At 71.4% G+C, this 17,935-nt stretch carries 17 protein-coding genes; 9 read left to right on the forward strand and 8 right to left on the reverse strand.

Going from position 1 to position 17,935, the window contains the following annotated elements; genetic code table 11:
• Nucleotides 1-63: 63 nt before the first annotated feature.
• Both IEZ05_RS08680 and IEZ05_RS08685 read right to left on the reverse strand, forming a co-directional pair.
• The gene (locus IEZ05_RS08680) at nucleotides 64-489 is read right to left on the reverse strand and encodes a GlcG/HbpS family heme-binding protein (protein ID WP_189229424.1); all 426 of its coding nucleotides are present in this window, start codon (nucleotides 487-489) and stop codon (nucleotides 64-66) included.
• Between the two features lie 41 nt (nucleotides 490-530).
• Nucleotides 531-1,739, reverse strand: coding sequence for an MFS transporter (locus tag IEZ05_RS08685; RefSeq protein WP_189229425.1), 1,209 nt, complete (start codon nucleotides 1,737-1,739; stop codon nucleotides 531-533).
• 259 nt (nucleotides 1,740-1,998) lie between these two features.
• Between IEZ05_RS08685 and IEZ05_RS08690 the strand changes: the two genes are divergently transcribed.
• Both IEZ05_RS08690 and IEZ05_RS08695 read left to right on the forward strand, forming a co-directional pair.
• A complete protein-coding gene (locus IEZ05_RS08690) occupies nucleotides 1,999-3,864 on the forward strand; it encodes an ABC transporter ATP-binding protein (RefSeq protein ID WP_189229812.1) in 1,866 nt (621 codons plus the stop codon).
• Nucleotides 3,865-4,065: 201 nt separating this feature from the next.
• Nucleotides 4,066-4,386: a GYD domain-containing protein gene (locus tag IEZ05_RS08695; RefSeq protein ID WP_189229426.1), complete on the forward strand. Its 321-nt coding sequence runs from the start codon at nucleotides 4,066-4,068 to the stop codon at nucleotides 4,384-4,386.
• Between the two features lie 129 nt (nucleotides 4,387-4,515).
• Here the strand turns inward: IEZ05_RS08695 and IEZ05_RS08700 are convergent, their stop codons facing one another.
• Entirely contained in the window at nucleotides 4,516-4,653 is a 138-nt protein-coding gene (locus IEZ05_RS08700) for a hypothetical protein (RefSeq protein ID WP_189229427.1), read from the reverse strand.
• A gap of 579 nt (nucleotides 4,654-5,232) precedes the next feature.
• On the opposite strand from IEZ05_RS08700, the gene IEZ05_RS08705 reads away from it, so the two are divergent.
• Together IEZ05_RS08705 and infA are read left to right on the forward strand one after the other, a co-directional pair.
• Entirely contained in the window at nucleotides 5,233-6,024 is a 792-nt protein-coding gene (locus IEZ05_RS08705) for a GNAT family N-acetyltransferase (protein WP_189229428.1), read from the forward strand.
• Nucleotides 6,021-6,245, forward strand: a complete 225-nt coding sequence (gene infA, locus IEZ05_RS08710; RefSeq protein WP_189229429.1) for a translation initiation factor IF-1 — start codon at nucleotides 6,021-6,023, stop codon at nucleotides 6,243-6,245. Before IEZ05_RS08705 ends, infA begins: the two co-directional genes overlap by 4 nt.
• 136 nt (nucleotides 6,246-6,381) lie before the next feature.
• Here the strand turns inward: infA and IEZ05_RS08715 are convergent, their stop codons facing one another.
• Nucleotides 6,382-7,092 carry a peptidase dimerization domain-containing protein gene (locus IEZ05_RS08715; RefSeq protein ID WP_189229430.1) on the reverse strand — a complete coding sequence of 237 codons (711 nt, stop codon included), beginning with the start codon at nucleotides 7,090-7,092 and terminating at the stop codon, nucleotides 6,382-6,384.
• A 360-nt stretch (nucleotides 7,093-7,452) separates the two neighbouring features.
• On the opposite strand from IEZ05_RS08715, the gene IEZ05_RS08720 reads away from it, so the two are divergent.
• Both IEZ05_RS08720 and IEZ05_RS08725 read left to right on the forward strand, forming a co-directional pair.
• On the forward strand, nucleotides 7,453-8,574 hold the full coding sequence (locus tag IEZ05_RS08720) for an Lrp/AsnC family transcriptional regulator (protein WP_229869617.1): 1,122 nt from the start codon (nucleotides 7,453-7,455) through the stop codon (nucleotides 8,572-8,574).
• 26 nt (nucleotides 8,575-8,600) lie between these two features.
• Nucleotides 8,601-8,810 (forward strand): hypothetical protein, encoded by a 210-nt coding sequence (locus IEZ05_RS08725; protein ID WP_189229432.1) that lies wholly within the window; start codon nucleotides 8,601-8,603, stop codon nucleotides 8,808-8,810.
• Between the two features lie 48 nt (nucleotides 8,811-8,858).
• Here the strand turns inward: IEZ05_RS08725 and IEZ05_RS08730 are convergent, their stop codons facing one another.
• Entirely contained in the window at nucleotides 8,859-9,518 is a 660-nt protein-coding gene (locus tag IEZ05_RS08730) for a TetR family transcriptional regulator (protein WP_189229433.1), read from the reverse strand.
• Between the two features lie 128 nt (nucleotides 9,519-9,646).
• Between IEZ05_RS08730 and IEZ05_RS08735 the strand changes: the two genes are divergently transcribed.
• Together IEZ05_RS08735 and IEZ05_RS08740 are read left to right on the forward strand one after the other, a co-directional pair.
• A complete protein-coding gene (locus IEZ05_RS08735; RefSeq protein ID WP_189229434.1) occupies nucleotides 9,647-10,432 on the forward strand; it encodes an SDR family NAD(P)-dependent oxidoreductase in 786 nt (261 codons plus the stop codon).
• 130 nt (nucleotides 10,433-10,562) lie between these two features.
• The gene (locus tag IEZ05_RS08740) at nucleotides 10,563-11,018 is read left to right on the forward strand and encodes a VOC family protein (protein ID WP_189229435.1); all 456 of its coding nucleotides are present in this window, start codon (nucleotides 10,563-10,565) and stop codon (nucleotides 11,016-11,018) included.
• 80 nt (nucleotides 11,019-11,098) lie between these two features.
• Here IEZ05_RS08740 and IEZ05_RS08745 read toward each other — a convergent pair whose 3' ends face one another.
• A complete protein-coding gene (locus IEZ05_RS08745; protein WP_189229813.1) occupies nucleotides 11,099-13,144 on the reverse strand; it encodes a TerD family protein in 2,046 nt (681 codons plus the stop codon).
• A gap of 244 nt (nucleotides 13,145-13,388) precedes the next feature.
• On the opposite strand from IEZ05_RS08745, the gene IEZ05_RS08750 reads away from it, so the two are divergent.
• Nucleotides 13,389-13,874, forward strand: coding sequence for an NUDIX domain-containing protein (locus IEZ05_RS08750; RefSeq protein ID WP_268255179.1), 486 nt, complete (start codon nucleotides 13,389-13,391; stop codon nucleotides 13,872-13,874).
• 9 nt (nucleotides 13,875-13,883) lie between these two features.
• Here the strand turns inward: IEZ05_RS08750 and IEZ05_RS08755 are convergent, their stop codons facing one another.
• Complete coding sequence (locus IEZ05_RS08755; RefSeq protein WP_229869619.1) at nucleotides 13,884-16,169, reverse strand: prolyl oligopeptidase family serine peptidase; 2,286 nt, start codon at nucleotides 16,167-16,169, stop codon at nucleotides 13,884-13,886.
• Nucleotides 16,145-17,926 carry an N-acetylglutaminylglutamine amidotransferase gene (locus tag IEZ05_RS08760; protein WP_189229437.1) on the reverse strand — a complete coding sequence of 594 codons (1,782 nt, stop codon included), beginning with the start codon at nucleotides 17,924-17,926 and terminating at the stop codon, nucleotides 16,145-16,147. The genes IEZ05_RS08755 and IEZ05_RS08760 overlap by 25 nt, the downstream gene beginning before the upstream one ends.
• Between the last annotated feature and the right edge of the window lie 9 nt (nucleotides 17,927-17,935).

Raw genomic sequence — 17,935 nt, forward strand, 5'->3', positions numbered from 1 at the left:
CGGGGTTCCGAGGGGACGGCGGCCCCGCACCCGGTGGGAAGCGGCGGTGTGCCGCGGACGGCGTCAGCCGAGGACTGCGACGGCGGTGGTGGCGAAGCCGTGGTCCTGGTCGGGGGTGCCGCCGCCGACGCCGATGGCGCCGATGACGCGCCCGTCGCGGTGGAGGGGGAGTCCGCCGGCGATGAAGAGGAGGGGCTGGTCGAGGGCGGTGGGGAGGGTGTGGAAGGGGCCTCCGGGCCGGACGAGGTCGACGAGGTCGGCGGTGGGGGCGTCGAGCTGGAGGGCGGTGTAGGCCTTCCGGGTGCTGGTCTCGCCGGAGATGAGGACGGCGCGGTCGTCGCGGCGGAAGGCGAGGAGGTGGCCGCCGGCGTCGAGAACGGTCACGCTGACCGGGACCGCGGCGGCTTCGGCGGCGCCGCGGGCGGCGGCGACGAGGGTCTCGGCCTCCGCGGTGGTCAGCGGCGTGAGGGTGGTGGCGGTGGTGCTCATGCGGGGTCCTTCGGACGTACGGGGGTGTGGTGCGGGGCCGCTCAGTGCCCGGCGGGCACTGCGGCGTGTTCGGCCGCCGTCGACCTGGCGGCGACGCGGCCCGCGGCCCTGCGGCGGTCGAGGTGGGCGGCGACGAAGGCGAGGAGCAGGGCGGTGCCGGAGAGGATGGCGCCGATCCAGTTGGGGGAGGTGTAGCCCAGGCCGGCGGCGATGACGAGGCCGCCGAGCCAGGCGGCGAGGGCGTTGCCGAGGTTGAAGGCGCCGATGTTGGCGGCCGAGGCCAGGGTCGGGGCGGCCGAGGCCTGGTCGAGCACCCACTTCTGCAGCGGCGGCACGGTCGCGAAGCCCAGCGCGCCGATCAGCGTGAGGGTGATCGCGGCCGGCACCTTGTGATGCGCGGTCGCGGTGAACAGGAGCAGGGCGAGGCTCAGACCCGCCAGGGCGATGAAGAGCATCGGCATCAGCCTGCGGTCCGCGAACCGGCCGCCGAGCAGATTGCCGAGGAACATGCCGATCCCGAACAGGACGAGCAGCCACGTCACCGCGCCCTCGGTGTAACCGGCGACCTCCGTCATCATCGGGGTGATGTAGGTGATCGCGGCGAACACACCGCCGTAGCCGAGGACCGTCATCGCCATGGCGAGCCAGACCTGGACGTTCTTGAAGGCCGCGAACTCGTTCCGCACGCTCACCGATGCGGAGCGGCCCGTCTCGGGCACCAGCTTCGCGACGCCGAGGAATCCGACGACGCCGAGCGCGGCGACGATCAGGAACGTGACGCGCCAGCCGGCGGCCTGGCCGATCGAGGTGCCGCCGGGGACGCCGACGATGTTGGCCACGGTCAGGCCCATGAACATCAGGGAGATGGCCGAGGCCTTCTTCTCGGGTGCCACGAGGTCGGCGGCGACCACGGAGCCGATGCCGAAGAACGCGCCGTGAGCGAGGGAGGCCACGATCCTGCCGACGAGCATGAGGCCGAAGGTGGGGGCGAGGGCCGAGAGGGTGTTGCCGACGACGAACAGTGCCATCAGGAACATCAGCATCTTCTTGCGGGACACCTTGGTGCCCAGCACGGTCAGCAGCGGCGCGCCGATGACGACGCCGAGGGCATAGCCGGACACCAGCCAGCCGGCGGTCGGGATGGTGACGCCGAAGTCACCCGCGACCTGGGGCAGGACGCCCATGATCACGAATTCGGTGGTGCCGATCCCGAAGGCCCCGATGGTCAGAGCCAGGAGTGCTAGAGGCATGGGAGCTGTCTTCCAGGTGATTGCGTGAGGCGCTTACGTTCGAAGACAATAGTTGCAGACGCCGTATAGATGCAAGCGCACTCTGAATCGGATCGGATGTGCCCTCGCCTGCAACCGTGGGTCCGGTCCGGCGGGGGAGCCGCGTCGACCGGTCGTCCTGAATGCCGCGGTGTCCGGTTCTCACTGGTCCGCGGTAAATGCCTGGACTGAGAACCTCGCTCGACGGGAGACTTCCGACCTCCGAACCTCCGGGAGCGTGATGGGAACAACGGACACGCGAGCGCCGACGCCGGGCAGGAGCGCGGTCGTTCTGGCACTGCGCCGCTACGGCCGGGAACTGCTGCGCCTACGAGAGCTGGCCCTGCCCGCGCTGCTGCTGCCGGCCGTGGGAAACATCGGCATCCGCTACGTCGCCCCGCTGCTGATCGCCAAACTGGCAGGTCAGGCCGCCGACGACAGCGGCCTCACCCTCACCTCGGCCCTGCCGTACGTGCTGGGCTTCGGCGTGACCTTGCTGCTCGCCGAGGCCGTGTGGCGGGTCGGGCAGCACTGCCTGAACCGTGTGGACGCCCTCGGCATGGAACACCTGTACGTGGAGGGCATGGACGAACTCCTCGCCAAGGACGCGGCGTTCTTCCACGACAACTTCGCCGGCTCCCTGACCAAACGGGTGCTGAGCTTCGGCAAGCGCTTCGAGGACTTCGTCGACACGGTGACGTACCGGATCGTCGGCAGTCTCGTGCCCCTGGTGTTCGGTGCCGTGGTGCTCTGGAGCTACGAACCGATGCTCGTCGTCGGCCTGCTGGTGATGATCGCGCTGACCGTGCTCACCGCGACGCCGTTGATCCGGCGCAGGCAACGGCTCGTCAACCACCGTGAGGCGGCGATCGCCCGGGTCTCCGGCCACGTCGCCGACAGTCTCACGAACATGGAGACCATCCGGGCCTTCGCGGCCGAACGGCGGGAGGCCGACGAACACCGCAGCCGCGTCGCGGACTCCCGGCGTCTGACGCTGAGGTCCTGGGACTACGGCAATCTGCGCGTCGACACCCTGATCGCCCCCATGTCCGTGCTGACCAACGTGCTGGGTCTCCTGGTCGCCATCGCCTTCGGTGGCCCGGGCCAGGGCGTGGAGGAGGTCGTCGTCGCCTTCACCTACTACTCCAACGCGACCCAGATCATGTTCGAGTTCAACCAGATCTACCGGCGTCTGGAGAGCTCGATGACCGAGGCCGCGCAGTTCACGGAGCTGCTGCTGGATCCTCCCACCGTGCTCGACCCGACGGCACCCGAACCGCTCCTGCCGCGGGACACCGGCATCCGCTTCGAGGCGGTGACCTTCGCCCACGCGGGTGCGAAGCCCATCTTCCAGGGACTCGACCTGGACGTGCCCGCGGGCGCACGGATCGGTCTGGTCGGCAGGTCCGGCGGCGGCAAGACCACGCTCACCCGCCTCCTGCTGCGGATGTCGGACATCGACGGCGGACGCATTCTGATCGGCGGTCAGGACATCAGCCGACTGCGCCAGAGCGACCTGCGCTCACTGATCGCCTACGTCCCGCAGGAACCCGCCATGTTCCACCGCAGCCTGCGCGACAACATCGCCTTCGCCCGGCCCGGCGCCACCGACGACGAGATCCACGCGGCGGCCGCGGCCGCACACGTCACGGAGTTCGCCGACCACCTCCCCGACGGTTTCGCCACCTTGGTGGGGGAGCGGGGAGTCAAACTCTCCGGCGGGCAACGCCAGCGCGTCGCCCTGGCCAGGGCCATCCTGCGCGACGCCCCGATCCTGCTGCTCGACGAGGCGACCAGTGCCCTGGACTCCGAGAGCGAGCTCCTCGTCCAGGACGCCCTGTGGCGGCTGATGGACGGACGCACGGCCCTCGTGGTCGCCCACCGCCTGAGCACCGTCGCCGGCATGGACCGTCTCGTCGTCCTCGACCACGGAAGCGTCGTCGAACAGGGCACCCACGGGGAGCTGCTCGCGGGGAACGGTGCCTACGCCAAGCTGTGGCAGCACCAGTCGGGCGGCTTCCTCGGCGAAAGCGAGTCGGCCCTCGGGTCGGTCCCGGGAGCCGGTCCAGGCGGCCTGCCGGGACCGGCCGAGCCGGCGCCCATGTGACCGAGTCGGCCGGGCCCCTGCTGTCCGGCCGCCGGACCGGCGCGCCGCGCCCGGTCACCCGGCGGATTCGCGCCGCCCGCGCGTCCGCCGCCCGGGTGGGCAGCTCCCAACGGGTGAATCCGGCCTCTCGCCGACCGGCGGCCGACGAGACAGCGGGAAGGCCACCTGTACACCGACATCCGATGGTCACGGAGCGCCCCCATGCCGAAGTTCCTCATCCATGCCACCTACACGTCCGAGGGCTCGAAGGGCGTCCTCCAAGAGGGCGCGAGCGGCCGGCGCGCCGCCGTCGACCAGGTCGTCACCAGCCTCGGCGGGAAGGTCGAGGCCATGTACTTCGCCTTCGGGGAGGCCGACACCGTGCTCATCGTCGACTTCCCCGACGCGGTCTCCATGGCTGCCGTCAGTCTCGCCGTCAAGGCCGGCGGTGGCGTGCAGACCCGTGCCACGCCGCTCCTCACTGTCGAGGAGGTCGACGAGGCCGCCCGTCGGCAGGTCAGCTTCCGCGCCCCCGGCGCGTGACGTCACGCCACCGCCCCGGACCCGCTCCGACCCCGCACGGGGTCGAGCCGTCCGCTCAGTGGGGCCCCTCCCGGGCGTTGCTTCCGCCCCGGACCCCACTGCTCGGCCACCCGTCGGCTTCCCGGGCCGTCACACCCAGGGGCGGACGGACCCGTACAGGTCGATGCCGGCCTGCACGGTGCGCAGCGTCCAGTACACGGCCGTCATGCCGGCCGCCACGACGACACAGCCCTTCCGGAACCTGTACCACCCCTTCCACTGGCGCATCGCGTACCTCCCTCGTGCGTACTGGCGTGGGGCCAGGACCCGGTCCGCACTCTCGGGACCGCGGTGCTCGAGAGGCGTAGGCCGATGCCGTGGGCGGCGCCGCACGGAACAGGAGAAGTAGACGATTCGGGGGCTGGGCACCGCGCTTCACCAGGAGCAGGGCCTGTGACACGCACGATGCGGTCTCTCACCTGAGGATCTGCTGATTCGGGATAGACGTCGCTGATCTTCTCTGCCTCAGATGATCCTGCTGTGCCCCATGTCGCGCTCAGTTTCCCGGGGTGTGTCGTCGACCAAGCCCCCGGACGGCTGCGTCCCGGCCCTGGATGGCCTGCGGACTCGTCTGCTGTGGACGCCTCGGGTAGCAAGGTCATGTTCGCGTTGCGCGCTCACGGAAAATGGTTCGAGCGAGGCGGTGTCCCGCTGCTACTTTCGTGATGGACCGTGAAGTCGTCGTAGGAGGTGACCCCGTGAACGCAGTTACCCGTGGGTGCTCCCTCGACCCGTCACGGTCCGGCGGCTGACGTTCGGTGCCGCCAGGAGCGCCTGAGATCGAGGCACTCCTGGAGGGAGACTCCGATGGACACGAAGCCTTTCACGTCCGGCCCGAGCGACAACGCGGTGCTGATCACACGCGTCGCGGACGGGCAATGGCACGCGCTGGACGACGACCTGGTGGTCGGCCGGGGACATGCGGGGCGCCGACCCGACGGACGGTTGTTCGTCAGCATCGACGCCTGGCACGAAACCGTCTTCGACCGGCTCGCCGAGACGATGTCGGCACAATTGCCCGCGCCGCTGTACACGGTGGTCGACGAGGCCGACGTCGAGCTCACGGCACGCTGGCAGCGGGCCGGATTCACGATCCGGCGCCGCGAAGGGGAGTACGTCGTGCCGACCGACCCGCAGGTCACGGGGCTCGAGGCAGCCCTGCCGCCTTCGGGTGTGACGATCGTCCCGGCCGGTCAGGCGGACGAGCGTCTGCTGCGGGCGCTGGACCGCGCGGTCCGGGAAGAAGTCGAGGCGACCGTCGGGTGGCAGTCGATGCCCGCGGAGGTGATTCCCCGGCCCGAAGGCGACACCGTCGTCGATCCGTCGAAGTACGCGGTGGCCGCGGCGCCGGACCGCTACCTGGGGCTGATCCGGGTGGTGATCCCGATCCGGCCGCGCATCGGGCTGCTCGCCGTCCGGGCCGGCGAGCAGCGCCGCGGCATCGCGCGGGCGCTGACGGCCCACGCGCTGGAGACGCTGCACCGCTCCGGGTTCGGCTCGGCCTGGACCGAAGTCCAGGAGTCGAACGAAGCGGCCGTGGCGCTGTTCGAGGGCATCGGTGCCCGGCTCATGGGCAGCAACCTGGAACTGGTGCGATGACGAAGAACAGGAACGTCGTCGAAGTCGAGGGCAAGGTCGTCGAGTGCCTGCGCAGCGCCATGTTCACCGTGGAGCTCGAGAACGGCCACCAGGTGCTCGCCCACATCAGCGGGAAGATCCGCAAGAACTACATCAAGATCATGCTGGAAGACCGGGTACTGGTGGAGATCCCGCCGTACGACCTGACACGCGGCCGGATCGTGTTCCGGTACCGGAACTGACGCAGATCGCCCCGTCCGCCGCAGCTGACACCCGGGGCCCCGGTCACGGCGTTACCGTGCCCGGGGCCCCGACGGCGGCTCGCACCACCCGCTCCCGCCGGGAGACCGGGCAGGCGTCCGTCGCGGACCGCTGCCCTCAGGTACCCGCCGGGTCGCCAGGCCGAAGCAGCCACGAACCGGCGACGGTCAGGAGGTGGCGTGCGCCGGAGGCGACGGCGTGGCGGTCGGACGGCGCGTAGCGCGGGGAGTGGTTCATGACGGTGCCCGGCGGGAGCGTGCCGCGTTCCAGGGCGGCGACGGCCTCCGCGCCGAAGTCCTCCGGAGCGGTACCGCCGAAGTGGAACATGACCGACGGGCAGCCGGCCGCCGCCGCGAACCGGCCGAAATCCTCGCTGGCGGAGAGCGGGGCGGGCAGGACTCGGGTCAGGACCCCCTCGTCGCCGAGGGCCGCCAGGACGCGCGCGGTGGCGTCCGCGTCGTTGACCGTCAACGGGAAGGAGTCGTAGGTCCTCACGTCCGGTGCCCGGGTGGCGCCCTGGGCGTCCGCCTCCGCGCGGACGATGCGCCCGAGGTCGGCCAGGGCCTGCTCGCGCGTCTGCTCGTCGAACGTCCGCAGGCTGCACCGCAGTTCCGCGACGTGCGGAATGACGTTGGGCACGGTTCCGGAGTGGACGGCACCGACGGTCAGGACAGGCGACGGCGACAGCGGTGCCATCCGGGCCGAGAGGGTCTGCAACCGCATGACCACCGCAGCCGCCATCACGACGGGATCGGTGGCGAGGTGGGGGGCGGACGCGTGCGCGCCCGCACCGTGCAGCGTGACGTCGATACTGTCCGCAGCCGCCATGACGGTGCCCGGCCTCGTGATCACCACACCGGCGGGGAGCGGGCCCACGTGCTGGCGACGGCAGAGCCAGATTGATCACCTGACGGTCGATGTAATCGACGGCCCAGGCGACGAAGAGCAGGACCGCGGTGGTCCGAGTGGTCCGGTGCACAGGAGGGCCTCCCGCTCCCTGAGGCGACGCTTGGCGCACACCCTGCACCGGCCGCCGTTCACCACCGCCACATCGCAGGAATCCGGCAGCCGAGGGGCCGCGGCGCCGGAAACCGCCGGATCGGCACCACCACCGCCCGGCGGCCGCGGCGGCCGGTGCCGGGCGCGACGGTCTTCAGTCGCGCCGTCCGCGCTGACATCATGGCGCGCGTGCTGTCCACCGACACCGCCCCCACGCTGCCCGGCGGCGCCGGGCCCGCCACCCTCGCCGACGGGATCACCGAACTGAGCGAAACCGATCTGGCGTTGGTCGAGGCCCTCCAGCTGGACCCACGGGCACCCTGGTCCCGGATCGGCGCGGTCATCGGCATCGACGCCACCACCGCGGCGCGCCGCTGGCGGCGGCTCACCGACAGCGGCGCGGCCTGGATGACGGCGTATCCGGCGCAGCACACCTCGGTGATCGGCTATGTGGACCTCGCCTGTGACGCGGGCGCCGTGGACCCGCTGACCAGGCGGCTGCAGTCCTGGGGACCGGTGTTCAGCCTGGAACGCACCACGGGGGAACACCCGTTGTTCCTCGGCGTGGCCGCCCGCGACCTGCCGTCCCTGGACGACTTCGCCGTCCGGCAGCTGGGCGGCCTGCCCGGCGTGCGCTCGGTGCGGCTGAGTGTCTGCACCGTGGTGCACCGGGAGGGCAGCGGCTGGCTCGTGCACACCCTCAACGCACGGCAGCGCTCGGACCTCGGCGGCGGGGGCACGGCCCCTCGCCGTCCGGGGCCGCGCACCGGGCCGCACGAGAGCGACCGCAGACTGCTGCTGGCCCTCGGCGTCGACGCCCGCCGGGGCCACGCGGAGCTCGCCCGCGTGTGCGACCTGACCGAGACCACGGTGCGCCGGCGACTGCGGCGCATGATCGCGGGCGGCGAGGTCTACTTCCGGTGCGACCTGACCCAGCACCTGGCCGGCTGGCCGGTCATCGCCACCTTCCGCATCACGGTCCCCGGCCCGGGGACGGAGGCGACGGCGAGAGCGCTGGCCGCACTGCCCGAGACCCGGCTGTGCTCGTCCGTGACGGGCTCGGACAATCTGCTGCTGTCCGTGTGGCTGCGCTCGCCCGGGGACTGCGACGCCCTGGAGGAGCGGATGCTGCGCCGGCACCCCGGCCTGCGGATCAGCGAGCGGAACATCACTCTGCGCACCGTCAAACGCATGGGCCGGCTGCTGGACGAGGACGGCCGGGCCCGCGGCCACGTGCCGATCACGGCGGCCGAGGCACGTGTCCGAGGGGCGTGCCCAGGGGACGCCGGCCGAGCGGACGAGCTGCGCTGATGCCCGGATGGGTGGACCATGGAGTCATGACCAGGCGTCTTGTTGTGGTCGGGCGGCCGTCGCCGAGCGGCGGTCGCAGGGTCCGTGCGGACGGGGAGATCCTGGGGCTGGCGTACGACCTGCGGGACGTCGAGGAGTTCCTCCGCCGTGTCGGGCTGGAGGACATCGACGTGGTGACGTCGGACCTGATCGAGTGGCGCGGCGGGGGCCCGGCGGTATGGACGGTCCGGACGTGAGGTGCCGATGCGCCTCGGGGGCGGCACAGGCGCGTGCAGCGCCCCGCGTCAGGACGTGACGGTCAGCAGACGCAGGCCACCGGTCAGTTCCCGCAGGCATCGCACCACGAGCTCCGCCGGAGAGACCGTGTCGGCAGCCTCCGTGTCCGTCAGGGCCCACGTCTCCAGTGCCACGCGGATCGCGTCGGTCGCCGCGGCGGCGACCAGCCGCACCTCCAGGGGGTCGGGATCCGGCCCCGCCAGGCGGGTGACGATCGGCAGCAGCTGCTCCTCCGACTCCTGATTCACCCGGTACCAGACCGCTCGCAGCGCGGGGTCGTTCCGGGCCGCCCGCAGCAGCCCGCGGGTCCAGCGCAGCCCTTCGTCCTCCGTCGCGGGCCCCGGGGGAGACAGGGACGCGACCGCCGCGGACTCCAGGGCCTGCGCGAGCGCCACCTGCGCACCGGACTCGGCGAGCAGGGCCCGCCAGTAGTCCCCGCCGGACGACAGCAGTGGTCCGACCGCGTCCTGCTTGCTGCGGAAGTACCGGTAGAACGTGCGCAGGGCGACGCCCGCCCGGTCCGCGATCTCTTCCGCCGTCGTGCCGTCGGGCCCCTTCTCGGTGAACAGCTCGGCCGCGGCACGGGCGATGTCCAGCTGCGTCGCCGCCTTGCGGCGCTCGGTCAGCGAGGAGGTCGAGGCGGAGCGGGCCGGCCGGGACTGGTTCATGGATGAAGCGTACGCGGCCACACCTCCCTCAGGCACGTCACGCCGCTGTGTCAAAACGTGCCACTAAGGCGTACGGTGGACATCGCCCGGCGACGCCGCGGCAGCACACGCACCAGAGGGAGAACCCCATGAACCGCTTTCAAGGACGTCGCGCGCTGATCACCGGCGGCGGCTCGGGCATCGGCCAGGCCACCGTGCTGCGCCTCCTGGCCGAAGGCGGCGAGGTGGTGGCCGCGGACGTGAGCGAGACGGGGCTGAAGGACACGTACGCCAAGGCGGGCACCGACGCCGAGCGGCTGACCACACTGCCCCTGGACATCTCCGACGAGGCGTCCGTACGCACCGGTGTCGCCTCCGCCCTCGAAGCCCTCGGCGGCCTCGACGTCCTGGTCAACGCGGCCGGCATCCTGCGTTCCTCGCACACGCACGCCACGTCCCTCGCCGACTTCACCCGCGTCATCTCGGTCAACCTGACCGGCACGTTCCTGATGATCCGCGAAGCGATCCCGGCGCTGCTGGACGGCAACGCCCCGGCCGTCGTCAACTTCAGCTCGACCTCGGCGATGTTCGCCCACCCGTACATGGCGGCCTACGCGGCGAGCAAGGGCGGCATCCAGTCCATGACCCACGCGCTGGCGGCCGAGTACGGCAAGCAGGGCATCCGGTTCACCGCCGTGCAGCCCGGCTCCATCTCCTCCGGCATGACCGACGGGTCGGGCGAGAGCCGGCAGAGCCAGGGCCCCGGCCTGCCCGAGGACACCGACTGGAGCCTGTTCGCCAAGCTGTCTCCCGCGCTCGGGGACGGATTCGCCGGACCGGAGGCCGTGGCAGGCGTCGTCGCCATGCTCGCCTCCGAGGACGGCGCGTTCATCACCGGCACCGAAATACGCATCGACGGCGGAACCCACTTCTGAGCGATCGCGAGCGCCGCGGGCCGTCCCCCTCCCCTCGTCGCCGGCTGGCACCGGTGCACCCATGCCTACACACGGCGAAACGGGTCACTCGGCCGGAACGACGAGGGGGGCCGCCCGGAAGGACGCCGCGATGACGACACGGGGCAACCTGCCCGCGCCCGAACACGGGCTGATCCTCACCCACTTCCTCACCGTCCGCGATGTCGCCGTCTCGCGGCGCTACTACGCCGAGATCCTCGGTGGGGAAGTCGTACTCGAAGAGAACCCGGCCATCGTCAAGGTCGCCAACAGCTGGATCATCATGAACCCGGGCGGCGGCCCGACCCCCGACAAACCCGGCGTCACCCTGGAGCCGCCGTCCACCGAGGACACGGTCTCCAGCTTCCTCAACGTCCGCGTGGCCGACATCGCCGCCTTCCACGCCGCCGCCACCGCCAAGGGCGCGCGCTTCCTCACCGAGCCCCTCGACAGGAAGGCGGAGCTGCGCTGCTACCTGCGGGACCCGGACGGCTACCTCATCGAAGTAGGCCAGGCCACAGGCATGCTGAACGGCATCTTCGCCGACCCACCGACGGACACCACGTAGCGCACGCGGCGCCCCGGACAATCCGCCGGTGAGGCCGCTCCCGGCCGAGGCCACCTGCGCGTTCCAGCGTCGGCCAGGTGTCAGCCCGTGGCCGCGCGTTCCCTGGACGATGCCCGGCGCGCTGCCGGAGCGTCCAGGTGGACCACGACGCTGGTGTGGAAACGGTGCACCGCGTCGTCGACGCTGCGGATGAAACCGGACTCGGCGTTACCGCGGCCGCTCCCCATGCCCTTGAACAAGGACAGCCGGAAGCCGGTGATCCGGGTGTCGTTGTCCCTCGGGAGCAGGTCCGCCGGTTCGGGGCGGAGCCGCTCCAGTGTTCCGCGTGGGCCTCCGGCCTCGCTGTCGACGAGCGTTTCGATGTGCAGGTCGGCCGGCGCCTCGGCCAGGCGCCGGACGAGTCGCTTGGCCCAGCTCAATGGATAGCCTTGCTCGGGCGCCGGGATGTCGATGGAGGTGCGCACCTTGCCGGTGCGCAGGTCGGCGATGATGGCCAGGACGCCGGGGGTGCCGTCGATGCGCAGCTCCGCATGGAGTCGTCCGTCGAGGCACAGTTGGTCGGCGAGGCGGTTCCGGCGTTCCTTGGGGTCGGTCCCGCGCTTGGCGCGCTGGACGGGAAGTACCTTCTGCCCGAGCTCGCCGCCCAGTCTGAGGCAGACCTGGCGGACGAGCCTCTCCCAGCTCTCGACCACCTCGAGCGCGCGTGCGTCGCCTTGGCAGAGGGTCTCGTCGTCGATTCCGTTGCGCACGGGAACCCAGGCGGGGCCCATGTTCTGAAAGCCGTGGCAGCCGGAGTTCTCGTGCTGCAGGTAGTGCAGCAGTTCCTGGAGAAGCCAGGCGTGCGCCGCGTTGCTCACTCCCTCGTGCCGGATGAGCATCTGCGCCTGGTGGGCGACTTCTGCCCAGGAAAGATGCCAGAGGGCCACCTTGTGCTTGCGCCGCTTGTCGATCTTGACGTCGACGAGTGGGCTTCCTTCCAGCGCGACGTCGTTCGTCAACGTGATCACGGCCTCGTAGCCGCGGCGTGCGGCGATGTCCATGTAGGCCTGCACCTGCTCCGCCTTGAGGGCGTTGCCGTTGGTCTTCGTCTCGACCAGCGCGGTCCACAACTTGCCCGCCCGCTCCACGCGGATCACGCCGTCCGGGCGCCGCGGACTGTCACCGTGGGGCAGGGAGACCTCCGTGAACGTCTCCATCCGACCCGCTGGCGCCCCGAATCCGGCGGTGAGCCTCCTGCTGAACTCCGGCACCTGCGCCATCACCGACAGCAGCACCGAGGTGGCACGCATCTCACGGTCCCGGTCGCTCTTGAGCGCCGAGAGCGGGAAGAGCCGGGCCGGCCTCCAGGAGTCGTTCTCCGCCAGGGTCTTCTTGACCGTCTTGGGGAGGGTGACCTTCTTCTTGGCAGTACGGGGGCGAGAGGCCTGCTTCTTCGGCGGCTCCGCGGTCTCGCCTTCAGCACGACGGGGAGCTGGGATGGTGTCCAGCGTGGCCGACCGGTCCGGCTCCGCGACCGGCGTCGGCTCCGTGGCATCCGGCTGCTCGTCGCCTTCGGTGCCGTCGAGGGCTCCTTCCGCCTCCGTGGCCGCGTCGTCCTCGATATCCACCCCGAAGTCCGTCGCCAGCCCCGCCAGACCGGTTTCGTAGCCCTGACCGACGGCACGGAACTTCCACGCGTCTGCCCGCCTGTACAACTCGCCGAAGATGACGGCCGTCACCGAGTCGGCGTCGTCGACGGCGAACCGCAGGAGGTTTTCGCCGACTCCGTCGGCCAGCGTGATCTTCACGTCCTCGAGTTCACCGAAGCGGGCTCCCTCGTACCGGCTCGCAGCGACGACGATCCGATCGATCTCGGACGGCACCGCGGTGAGGTCGAAGCTGATCCGGTCCTCGCTGCCGTCCGCCGTCGGCGTCTTGCCCAGAAGCTGCACGCTCCCGTCGGCGGCCACCGGGTGGTTGTAGAAGTAGAAGTCGCTGTCGCTGCGCACCTTGCCGTTCGCGTCCAGGAGCAGGACCGACACATCCGCGTCGCCCTCACCGGTAGGGCTGACCCAGCCCAGACTGACGATCACCGAACCGACATTGTCGCTCAAGTCCGTCAGGGCCACGTTCGAACCCTTGATCATTTCCTGCACAAAGCCCCCAACGGCGCACCTCGGGCATGCGGAATGCTCCGCCCCATCCGTCCCCTTGCGCGACACAAGATGACGAGTCGCGCGCAGATAACTGTAGTACGCACAAAGGCTCGGTCGTGGAGATCTCGTGAAGTCGAGTGCCCCTTGAGAGACGGACATTGACGGGACGTCATGACGGGAGCGCACTCCCCGTACGGCTAGTGGCACGGTCGTGACGACGAGGCATCGATCCGCTGTGCGGGTGGTCTGCTTGGATCCCGCCGGTCGTGTGCTACTGCTTCGCTGGCGTGACCCGGTCGACGGGACGCTGCTGTGGGAGCCACCTGGGGGTGGCGTCGAGGCCGGTGAGACGCCGCTCGAAGCGGCACGGCGCGAACTGGCCGAGGAGACCGCACTGGACCCGGCGGCGGTTCTGGAACGGTCCGTTCCTGTCGAGCGGGACGTGCGGTGGAAGGGGATGAGGTTCGTCGGTTCGGAGGACTTCTTCGTGGCGCGTTTCGCCGAGGAACAGCCTCCGCCGGTGCGGACCGGACTGCTCCCCGACGAGCAGGTCGGTCTGGACTCGTATCAGTGGGTGTTGTGGTCCGAACTGGACCTGCTGCCGCACCGCTTGGAGCCGCCCGGGTTGCTGACGGTGCTCGCCGCCCTCGTCCCGGACGGTCCTTGGCGCACGGGAGCCCTCAGCTGCACCTCCTGGCCCTCAGGTCCCGTGCCCGGCTGAGACGGCTGGTCAGCCGTGCAGGTGACGTTGCAGCCAGTCCGCTGCCGTGCGGCGGAACAGGCGCCGGTTGTCCGCGCGCAGGAAGTCGTGACCCTCGTCGCGCAGGGTGAGCAGTTCGGCGACATGGCCGCGTTCGCGTGCGGCCCTGACGAACTGCTCCGACTCACCCGGCGGGACGTTGGTGTCGTGTTCCCCGTGCACGGCGAGCACGGGAACGCGCAGTGCGTCGATCCGGCTCATGGGCGAGAGCGAGCGCAGCAGTTCGCGGTCGCGTTCGGGATGGCCGTACTTGTGCGCCGCGGACTGCGCGATCCAGGGTTCGGTGCCCTCGAAGAACGTCGCGAAGTCCGACATGCCACAGACCGCCACCCCGGTACGGAACAGATCGGGGTGCCGGACGAGCGACGCGAAGGTGAGGTAGCCGCCGTACGAACGGCCCATGACGGCCAGCCGTGACGGATCGGCCGGTCCGGCCAGTACGGCGTGGGCGGCGCAGTCCGCGATGTCGTCGAGCGCGGCGAACCGGCCCGCGCCCAGGTCGGCGTCGACGAACGACCTCCCGTGGCCGGAGGAACCGCGGACGTCGGGCGCGAAGATGTCGATCCCTCGCCCCAGGATCTCGTGGTAGAGGGGGTTGAAGACGGGGCGTTCCTGCTCCTCCGGACCGCCATGCAGGTGGATCACGCAGGGTGCCGGCTGCGCCGGGCCGCGACCCGGCGCACGGTAGTACCAGCCGCTCAGGCTCAGCCCGTCGCGCGCCGTCAGGCTCAGCGGAACCGGTCGCACGGGCGGGCGGCCCGGGGGAACGGCGTCCTCGTCCCTGGACGACCACGGGGTACGCAGCAGGGACACGCCCTCGGCAAGCCGCCACACGCCGGGGCGGCGCTGTGAGCCCGACAGGGCCAGCGTCAGTCTCCCCGGGCCCATCGGCACGATCCGGGTGACCACTTCGTGCGGCAGGGGCACGGGATGGGGCGGCCCGATGACGGCCCCGGCCGTACCGGACGGGAAGGTGTCGACGATCTCCACTTCGCTCGCGCCGAGCATGTTCCAGGTGAGCACGGCGGTGCGGCCGTCCTGGGCGAACTGCAGCAGTTCGAGGTCACTGCCCTCGCGCTCGGCCGCGACGGACCACCCCCGCGGGCCGCCCCGGTCGTCGAGGCCGGCGGCGATCAGCGCCGCGAACTCCCGGTCGGCGTCGCTTCGCAGCCAGACGGTGTCCGCCTGGGGGGAGAACCTGCCGATCCAGGGATCGCCGTCGGCCACCGGAACGACGTAGGTGGTGGCGAGGTCGGCGGTACGGACGACCACCGCCTCGCGTCGTCCGCGGGGGCCGCGGCGCACCAGGGCGAGCCGGCCGTCGGGGCTCAGATCGCACACGCGCAGGGTCGCCGCATCCGTCTCGGTGGCGAGGAGGACCGGCGCGGCGGACCCGTCGGGGTCGATCAGGTAGGCGGACAGTCCGTCACCGAAGCCGGACGTCACGGGCGCCCGGGTGGACGCCGTTGCCTCGGCCCGGACGGTGTGAGCCGCCCACCCCGACTCCTCGCCGGTGACCGCCGTGGTGCCGAGAAGCACGGCTTCACCCTCCCGGCCGGACCAGCCCACGGTCGGGAGCCGGCCGACGTGCCCGCCGGCTTCGTCCGCGAGGCCGGCCGAGTCCTGGGCGACGGGCGCGACCGCCGGTACGGCCACCGTGACGGCGACGGCCGACCCGTCATGGGCCCAGCAGCCCAGGTAGGCCGAGGTGCCGGGTTCGGCTCCCGCCAGGATGCGGCGGCCGGAACCGTCGGGACGGACACACAGCACCCGCAGGTGCTCGCCGCCGCCGGGAGCCGTGGTGTAGGCGATCCAGCGGCCGTCGGGCGACCAGGACACCTCCCGGACGGGGTCCGGCCCGGAGTCGAGCAGCCGCACCTCGTCGCCGTCGACGGGGCCGGTCCACAACTGGGGCACACCCCCGCGGTCGCAGATGAACGCCACCCGCGTGCCGGCCGGGTCCGCCGAGGGGTACCAGCAGCCGTGAGCGGTGAGCCGTGTCGTGGCGTCACGGGGCCCGGAGGCGTCGGGCAGCTGAACCCGGGCGGGGGCGGCGTGCGGGGAACCTCGGTCGCCCGCGTCCCGGCCCGCCGGGTCGGTGCCGTGGGGCGGCCGGGGGGCGCCGTCCTGTGCCGGCCGCGCCGCGGCGCCCGGCGCCGCCCGGGCCGCGTCGGTCCACGCGGCGGGCGCCGCGCCGATGCCGTCGCCACCGTACGGGGCGCGCTCGCGGGTCATATCCCGTGCGTCTGCAGCCATATTTCCAGCAGAGCCACTTGCCACAGGGCGTTGGCCCCGCGCTTCGTGCGGTGTGCGTCGGGAGCCGCCAGGAGCTCGGCGAGGTACGACTCCTGGAACAGTCCGCGCCGCTTCGCCTCCGGGGCCGCCAGGGCTTCACGGACGCGGTCCAGGACGGGGCCGGCCATGTGAGTGATCGCCGGGACCGGGAAGTACCCCTTCGGGCGGTCCACCACCTCCTGAGGCAGCAGTTTGCGGCCCGCCTCCTTCAGGACCCCCTTGCCGCCGTCGGCCAGCTTGAGCTCCGGCGGGCAGGCCGCGGCCAGCTCCACGAGCTCGTGGTCCAGGAAGGGCACCCGCGCCTCCAGGCCCCAGTCCATGGTCATGTTGTCGACCCGTTTCACCGGGTCGTCCACGAGCATGACGTGGGTGTCCAGTCGCAGCGCCGCGTCCAGCGCGGTCTCCGCGCCCGGCACGGCCATGTGTTCCCGCACGAAACGGCCGGAGACGTCGTCCGCAGGAAGCATGTCCGGCTGCAGGATCCGGGCGAGATCGGCGTGCGACCGGTCGAAGTACGTCTCGGCGTACCGGTCGGGTTCGTCCTCACGGGCGACGGAGGCCAGGTCCGGGTACCAGTGGTAGCCCGCGAACACCTCGTCGGCCCCCTGCCCGCTCTGGACGACCTTCACGTCCTTCGCCACCTGCTCGGACAGCAGATGGAACGCGACGACGTCATGGCTGATCATCGGCTCGCTCATCGCCGCGACCGCCCCGTCCAGGGCCGTCGACACCCGCTCGGAGGGGACCATCAGCTGATGGTGATCGGTGGCGAACTCGCCGGCGACCAGGTCGGAGTACCGGAACTCGTTCCCCTCGGCGCCGCCTTCCGACTCGAAGCCCACGCTGAACGTCGCCAGGTGCCGCTGCCCCTCGTCGGAGAGCAGCGCCACGATCAGACTGGAGTCGAGACCGCCCGACAGCAGCACACCCACGGGCACGTCGGCGACCATCCTGCGGCGTACGGCGGTGCGCAGCGCGTCGAGGACCGCGTCACGCCATTCGCTCGGACTCATGTCCCGGTACTCGGGGCGGCGGGTGTACGACGGCTGCCAATAACGGTGGTCCCGCTGCCTGCCGTCCGCTTCGACCACGCGCACGGTGGCGGGAGGGAGCTTGCGCACGCCGGCCAGTACGGTACGGGGCGCCGCCACGGTGGCGTGCCAGCTCAGGTACTGGTGGACGGCGGCCGGATCCAGCGAGGTGTCGACCTCCCCGCCCGCGAGCAGGGCCGGAAGCGACGAGGCGAACCGCAGCCGTCCGGGCGTCCGCGCCACGTACAGCGGCTTGATGCCGAGCCGGTCACGGCCCAGGACCAGCCGGCCGGTGCGGTGTTCGACGACCGCGAAGGCGAACATGCCACGGAAGCGGTCGACGCAGGCGGTGCCCCACTGCCGGTACGCCGCGAGGACGACCTCGGTGTCGGAGGTCGACCGGAACCGGTGACCGAGCCCCAGCAACTCCTCGCGCAGGTCCTGGTAGTTGTAGATGCAGCCGTTGAAGACGCCGGTCACCTCCTGGTCGGCGTCCGTCATCGGCTGCGCCCCCTGGTCGGACAGGTCGATGATCTTCAGTCGCTGATGGGCCAGCGCCACCGCGCCCTGCGACCAGAGCCCGTGACCGTCGGGTCCCCGGGCAGCCAGGCGGTCGCTCATGCGCCGCACGGCCGCCAGATCGGGCCGCCTGCCGTCGAAGCGTATTTCCCCGCTGAGGCCGCACATCACGCACCA

Source organism: Streptomyces flaveolus (assembly GCF_014648815.1).
Classification (GTDB): domain Bacteria; phylum Actinomycetota; class Actinomycetes; order Streptomycetales; family Streptomycetaceae; genus Streptomyces; species Streptomyces flaveolus.

Excerpts from the sequence above, each read along its gene's own strand:
- IEZ05_RS08680 (WP_189229424.1), bottom strand. The coding sequence starts at position 489 with ATGAGCACCACCGCCACCACCCTCACGCCGCTGACCACCGCGGAGGCC.
- IEZ05_RS08685 (WP_189229425.1), bottom strand. The coding sequence starts at position 1,739 with ATGCCTCTAGCACTCCTGGCTCTGACCATCGGGGCCTTCGGGATCGGC.
- IEZ05_RS08690 (WP_189229812.1), top strand. The coding sequence starts at position 1,999 with ATGGGAACAACGGACACGCGAGCGCCGACGCCGGGCAGGAGCGCGGTC.
- IEZ05_RS08695 (WP_189229426.1), top strand. The coding sequence starts at position 4,066 with ATGCCGAAGTTCCTCATCCATGCCACCTACACGTCCGAGGGCTCGAAG.
- IEZ05_RS08700 (WP_189229427.1), bottom strand. The coding sequence starts at position 4,653 with ATGCGCCAGTGGAAGGGGTGGTACAGGTTCCGGAAGGGCTGTGTCGTC.
- IEZ05_RS08705 (WP_189229428.1), top strand. The coding sequence starts at position 5,233 with ATGGACACGAAGCCTTTCACGTCCGGCCCGAGCGACAACGCGGTGCTG.
- infA (WP_189229429.1), top strand. The coding sequence starts at position 6,021 with ATGACGAAGAACAGGAACGTCGTCGAAGTCGAGGGCAAGGTCGTCGAG.
- IEZ05_RS08715 (WP_189229430.1), bottom strand. The coding sequence starts at position 7,092 with ATGGCGGCTGCGGACAGTATCGACGTCACGCTGCACGGTGCGGGCGCG.
- IEZ05_RS08725 (WP_189229432.1), top strand. The coding sequence starts at position 8,601 with ATGACCAGGCGTCTTGTTGTGGTCGGGCGGCCGTCGCCGAGCGGCGGT.
- IEZ05_RS08730 (WP_189229433.1), bottom strand. The coding sequence starts at position 9,518 with ATGAACCAGTCCCGGCCGGCCCGCTCCGCCTCGACCTCCTCGCTGACC.
- IEZ05_RS08735 (WP_189229434.1), top strand. The coding sequence starts at position 9,647 with ATGAACCGCTTTCAAGGACGTCGCGCGCTGATCACCGGCGGCGGCTCG.
- IEZ05_RS08740 (WP_189229435.1), top strand. The coding sequence starts at position 10,563 with ATGACGACACGGGGCAACCTGCCCGCGCCCGAACACGGGCTGATCCTC.
- IEZ05_RS08745 (WP_189229813.1), bottom strand. The coding sequence starts at position 13,144 with ATGATCAAGGGTTCGAACGTGGCCCTGACGGACTTGAGCGACAATGTC.
- IEZ05_RS08755 (WP_229869619.1), bottom strand. The coding sequence starts at position 16,169 with ATGGCTGCAGACGCACGGGATATGACCCGCGAGCGCGCCCCGTACGGT.
- IEZ05_RS08760 (WP_189229437.1), bottom strand. The coding sequence starts at position 17,926 with ATGTGCGGCCTCAGCGGGGAAATACGCTTCGACGGCAGGCGGCCCGAT.